Below are 5,184 nucleotides of genomic sequence, written 5' to 3' on the forward strand. Positions count from 1 at the left end.
TCCTGCACTCTGTTTGGATTCAAGATGTTTTGGACAGAGCGACGCGCATCAGCCACCGACCAAGGGATATTCCAAAGGTGGCATGGTAAAGGCACTAATCAGAACTAAGCAAACGCTCGATAAATCCGCCCCTTGTAGCTGCTAGAGGGGATAAGCGGGAAAGGAATAAATGATTAGTGTTGTGAGACCGGAATGGGGGCGTAAAGCCTAACTCACAGCGCAGGGCAGCCCGAAAGGGTAAGAGACAAATCCCAATCTGAAAGCGACCATAGAGATACCCAAATCACTCATAAAGCTGAGTCGAAATGGGTAGGGGTCGGCGCAGCCGAAAGGGCTGTTTTCGCCGTCTTGTGTGGCATCCTTTTCGCTCTTTCTTGAGCACCTCAAAAGAACAAAACCTTATTGAGTGCGGAGCACAAACTCATCGTGTTCTCTATATTTTCGTAGTGGTTGTGTGTGTCTGACTTTTCGACAGTGAGCATTGACCCCTGTGCCTGTTCTGGCGCACTGCGTTTGCCTCTTCCAAGGACTTGGCAAACCAAAAGACGTTTAGCCAGGTCCTTGGAAGATCATTTTTGAGTCACAAAGTATTTTGAGTGCGTCACAGGGCAAAAACACCGAAACACAGCTGAACGGGGCTGTACACGGGGTGTGAAGCCCCATGGGGCGAAAATGTACGCTAACAAAAAAACAAGCATGTCATTTAAGTTATGACACAGCCAATGATGACATATAGGTAATGTCATATGCAGATTTTGGGGCGTTTTTTACCAGTGATCGCAGGGTATGCCTTAACATCATGCTGTTCTAACTGTTTGATTTAACGCTTAACGTACGAAACCGTACCGTTGGGCTTCAAACCCCTTACATTTCTCGATTGAGACCACGTTATATTATAGGAGGTTGAGATTACGCTAAAAGAGATTCCTATCTTTTTCTGTTAAATCTACACCGCTCGGCGCAGTGTGTGAGTAAGCGAAGCGTCCGAACACCGAGCAAGCGGAATACACTCGACCTTCAACTGTGGCACGGTCACTCCATTCTATTAGTGCTTATTTACAACCTCATGGATTACTCTCGTTGACATGCTTTTACTGGTAACCCTCTCTGGTAACTCTTTCAGGTAACCCGAGTTACCAGTAGTGGTTACCAGAAGAAGTTACCAGAGAGGGTTACCAGTAACGAAAAATTAAACATAAAGAAAAGAGCAGCTTAGAAACATGTTTCTAAGACCTAGGATGCGTAGCGCTACGCGCGACCAAGGACTTCAGGAGGGTGAAATAGTTGGCATTTTCGCAGGTCGTACCTTCCTGGCTCAATCCCGCCTTTTCATCCAACCAGAATCCCTTGGTCTCGCCTACTCAACGCATCCCAAGATCATGCACTAAAATTAACAATTCCCCTCTCCAGTTCGGCACTTTCAGTGATTGAATTTCTTAACGCTTATAGAGCACTTTCATTCCCACATAACAATTAAATCCCCGCAGAGGGGGACGCTGAACGCGATTGATTTTGGAAACGAAAAGCTGACGCTCTCACTCCGTTCGCTTGTCGGATCGTGTTTACTCATGAAAGAACTTCGTTCATTTCACGACTAAGCCCGATCTCAAATCGCAAACTTTCGGTTATGGCCGTTACGGTGTGATATTTGGGTGAGTTCAAAAGATGTTAATTCGAGCTGTGATTCGCTCTCAGAGCGTCATAAACTTTCAAAGCGTTTAGGTGTGATGTTGGTTGGTTAGGTGCTGTAAATCGCAATCTGGAGCGTTTGGGGGCTTCTGAGGGGTATTTCTGATAGCTAACTCGCCCGTTTAACATAATAGGAATAATGAACACCGATATTTAGCCGTCAAAATGAAGCACACAGCTTTCTAATGATGCTTTTCATACCCAGATTGCAGTTTTTCGGCAAAAGGACTTAGGGGGCTCTCGGAGTAGTTTACCTTGTCACGGATAAGGCTTGATAAAATTCAGAAAAAGAAACAAATTAAAAAAATCGGACTGAATTGTTTAAATAGGGGTCGAAAGGGAAAACGGCAAATATCCTACGTTGAAGTTAGTCGCAGTACTTTAATCACTATTCTCGATAAGTCGCGATATGGACTTATACTTGAAGTTGGCTACATGCATAGAGGCTAAGATGGAAAAGGCGAAATTCATTCAAAAGCACCTCATTGAAAAGGGGGTGCCAGCAGACTTAACCAAGCCAACAACTTTTATTTGGTCTAAATACAAAGACCCGTCCCAAAAACCACTAGTTTTTCAGTCTCCTATAAGAATACTAATAACAAATGGTTTGTTCATGGGAGGATTGTGGGGAGCGCTAATGTGGATATTATTTTGGCATTCAGATCCTGACCTTTGGATAACCTATCTTACCTCATCATCCCTATTTGGCATTTATATGGGGCTTATAAACGTGTTTCGCACCATTAAGGCACGAAAGCTCTTGGGTGAAACAAGTTGGGAAAATTGGTGTAAGCAAAACTACCAGTAACGATCCATAACAAAGAGTTATGAAGCAGTGCATTAGGGAGAGGTAAATGCTAGATAAAGTTAGGGATACCCTAGATCTCAACGATATCCCATTTGATGGTGAAAAAGACGTAATTTATTGCAAGTTTCGTAGAGCTGGGGCTAGGGTGAAAATCTCGTACGATAAAGAAAACGATAACTATAAAATCTCTGCCAATGAATTTATTCAATCAATTAATGCAGCATCGTCTTATGCTTTTGCTTTTGCTGCACCTCATGTATTTGTAGGTGTTGACTGGAACTGGGTCATTTCTTCGTTATCAATTTTTACAGGTACGGTAGCTATTATCCAACTGATTTTAACTCAGTTCAAACTTTTGGATTTAAAGCAGCAACTAAGGCAGTCAGGCATTTACGTCGTTACTTAGCCTCATAAAATAATTTAAGCTGGCAGCCAACGCGTGGCATTTTTACTATGCGTCGATTTAACGTAACGACACTTAGTGCGAACCCAGATTTAGATACAAGAACGGCTCCCAATTGGGAGCCGTTTTTTCAGCACGAAGAAAGCAAGGAAGGAAACTTCATGCCTATTTATAGTTTAGTCGTGAGTGCTTTTGTGTGCTCGATTTAACGTAATGACACTTAGTGCGCACCCAGATTTAGACACAAGAACTGCTCCCAATTGGGGGCAGTTCTTCATTACAGAGTCACGCAATTGAACATAATAGGAATAATGAACACCGGATTTTAGGTGCCAGACGTCATATTTGGTGTGCTCAACTTTTTTGGATTTTTTAATGGATGGGAAAAAACATTCTGTAAATAGATTCTGAGTGGATCTAAGCGGCAAACAGCGCCCTTAGAACCTTGTAGGAAGACTTTACATCAGGAGAATGAAAATGAGCATACTTGAGCTATCTGAAATTGCATCTTGGATTATACCAATGACAGCATTCGTTAATGCTATAACTGGGCTGATTAAGATCTGTAAATCCTAGTATCTGAAATCTACAAATGAGTAACCCTACGATCGTTGTATTCGATTAAATGTTATAGGTTCGGCTTCCAATTGGGAGCCGTTCTTCGTTATGGAGTCGCGTAATTCCATATCAATAAATCAGAACATCTTATTGTATACAAGTACTTATATATAATTAAGGGTGGTATTGTGGAACCTTCTCATTTATTATGCGGGGTGGTGCAGAAAAGCACTAAAAAAAACAGTCACCAATCGGTGAAAATGACTAGGACTACTAGCAAAAAAAACAGGACTAAAAAATGAAAAAATTAATTAGGTATACAACCAACCAACTTCTATATGAGGATTATTACAATGCAAGAAAAGGAACTGATTTATAAAGGCGACACCGAGAAAAAACTAGAGAGCTTCCCAGCGGAACAGCGTGAGAAGTTCGTGGCAGATTTGGTTCGTTTGCAGTATGGGTTGCAGCCCATGATGAAAACGAAGTCAATGCAAGGTTTAGGCAAAGGTGTGATTGAAATTTGCAAAAACGGTAAACCAGCCTACCGAGTAGTTTATGTTATCAAGGATGAGACGGTGTATGTCCTTGAGGCTTTTGTTAAAACTTCAAATCAAACAGACAGTAAACACGAGAAAACGATTAAGCAGCGTTATCGTGATATATAAGTCTATTCAAAACAGCGGTTAAACCGCTGTTTTTTTAAGCTCCATTATAACTGGGCGCTCTCGGTTCATTGGGTTGAAGGTCATTTCTGAAAGGTAGCCTAGCTTACCCAAAATTTCAAAAGCTGAATCAATTGAAAACTTTGAAATTTTATTATTCATTAGATTACTAATTCTTGGCTGTGATACGCCAAGTTTTAATGACGCTTCTTTTTGTGTCCAACCGTTCTCCCTAATAATCTCACTTGCAATGATCATTAGCTTCACTTTTGTGGACAGCAAACTAAGTTCTACTGGATCTGAACTTAAAAGTTCTAAAGGACTTTTACTCATAAGCCAAACCTTGTTTTTTTGTAAATAAATAGAATGCCTAAAAGTAGGCGCGGGAATTATACAAATGTTTGTATAAATAACAAGGCCTAATATTGCACGCTAGCGTTACTTTTTCAATCCAAAATTTATGAAACATTAATGTTTGTGATTGTGATACCACCATCTCTGACAACTTGGTAATGATGGAATTGTAAATAAATTCAAACCCTAGCAGCCTTATTCGGCCCAAGATTCAGAAACAAAAAAGCCTCCCTTTGGGGAGGCTTTTTTGTTTGGAAAACTGATGACCGGTTAAAAGGATCATTGAGATCAATCGCTTTTGGGATTAATCTCTTTCCCTAGATGTGAAAAAACCACCCTGCAAGGTGGTTTATTTCGGAATACTTACACGAATTGAGACCTCGTTAAGTCCTTTCATGATAGCCATATCACGTAAGCACTTCAAGTACTCCTGCACTCTGTTTGGATTCAAGATGTTTTGGACAGAGCGACGCGCATCAGCCACCGACCAAGGGATATTCCAAAGGTGGCATGGTAAAGGCACTAATCAGAACTAAGCAAACGCTCGATAAATCCGCCCCTTGTAGCTGCTAGAGGGGATAAGCGGGAAAGGAATAAATGATTAGTGTTGTGAGACCGGAATGGGGGCGTAAAGCCTAACTCACAGCGCAGGGCAGCCCGAAAGGGTAAGAGACAAATCCCAATCTGAAAGCGACCATAGAGATACC

Annotated in this window: 4 protein-coding genes; 3 read left to right on the forward strand and 1 reads right to left on the reverse strand. The window is 41.5% G+C overall.

All coding sequences use genetic code 11. The features are described 5' to 3' along the window. The first annotated feature begins 2,140 nt into the window (after positions 1 to 2,140). The 3 genes from L4B77_RS19375 to L4B77_RS19385 all read left to right on the forward strand — a co-directional run bounded on the left by L4B77_RS19375 (position 2,141) and on the right by L4B77_RS19385 (position 4,126). Positions 2,141 to 2,497, forward strand: coding sequence for a DUF6404 family protein (locus L4B77_RS19375; protein ID WP_429752455.1), 357 nt, complete (start codon positions 2,141 to 2,143; stop codon positions 2,495 to 2,497). 46 nt (positions 2,498 to 2,543) lie between these two features. Further along, a complete protein-coding gene (locus L4B77_RS19380) occupies positions 2,544 to 2,903 on the forward strand; it encodes a hypothetical protein (RefSeq protein WP_429752457.1) in 360 nt (119 codons plus the stop codon). Between the two features lie 908 nt (positions 2,904 to 3,811). Further along, on the forward strand, positions 3,812 to 4,126 hold the full coding sequence (locus L4B77_RS19385; RefSeq protein ID WP_429752459.1) for a type II toxin-antitoxin system RelE/ParE family toxin: 315 nt from the start codon (positions 3,812 to 3,814) through the stop codon (positions 4,124 to 4,126). A gap of 18 nt (positions 4,127 to 4,144) precedes the next feature. Here the strand turns inward: L4B77_RS19385 and L4B77_RS19390 are convergent, their stop codons facing one another. Further along, positions 4,145 to 4,456 (reverse strand): helix-turn-helix domain-containing protein, encoded by a 312-nt coding sequence (locus L4B77_RS19390; protein ID WP_108188476.1) that lies wholly within the window; start codon positions 4,454 to 4,456, stop codon positions 4,145 to 4,147. Positions 4,457 to 5,184: the final 728 nt, after the last annotated feature.

This window comes from Vibrio minamisatsumaniensis, assembly GCF_050337445.1.
Lineage (GTDB): Bacteria > Pseudomonadota > Gammaproteobacteria > Enterobacterales > Vibrionaceae > Vibrio > Vibrio artabrorum.

Coding starts and splice junctions, on each gene's coding strand:
- L4B77_RS19375 (WP_429752455.1), top strand. CDS start 2,141: ATGGAAAAGGCGAAATTCATTCAAAAGCACCTCATTGAAAAGGGGGTG.
- L4B77_RS19380 (WP_429752457.1), top strand. CDS start 2,544: ATGCTAGATAAAGTTAGGGATACCCTAGATCTCAACGATATCCCATTT.
- L4B77_RS19385 (WP_429752459.1), top strand. CDS start 3,812: ATGCAAGAAAAGGAACTGATTTATAAAGGCGACACCGAGAAAAAACTA.
- L4B77_RS19390 (WP_108188476.1), bottom strand. CDS start 4,456: ATGAGTAAAAGTCCTTTAGAACTTTTAAGTTCAGATCCAGTAGAACTT.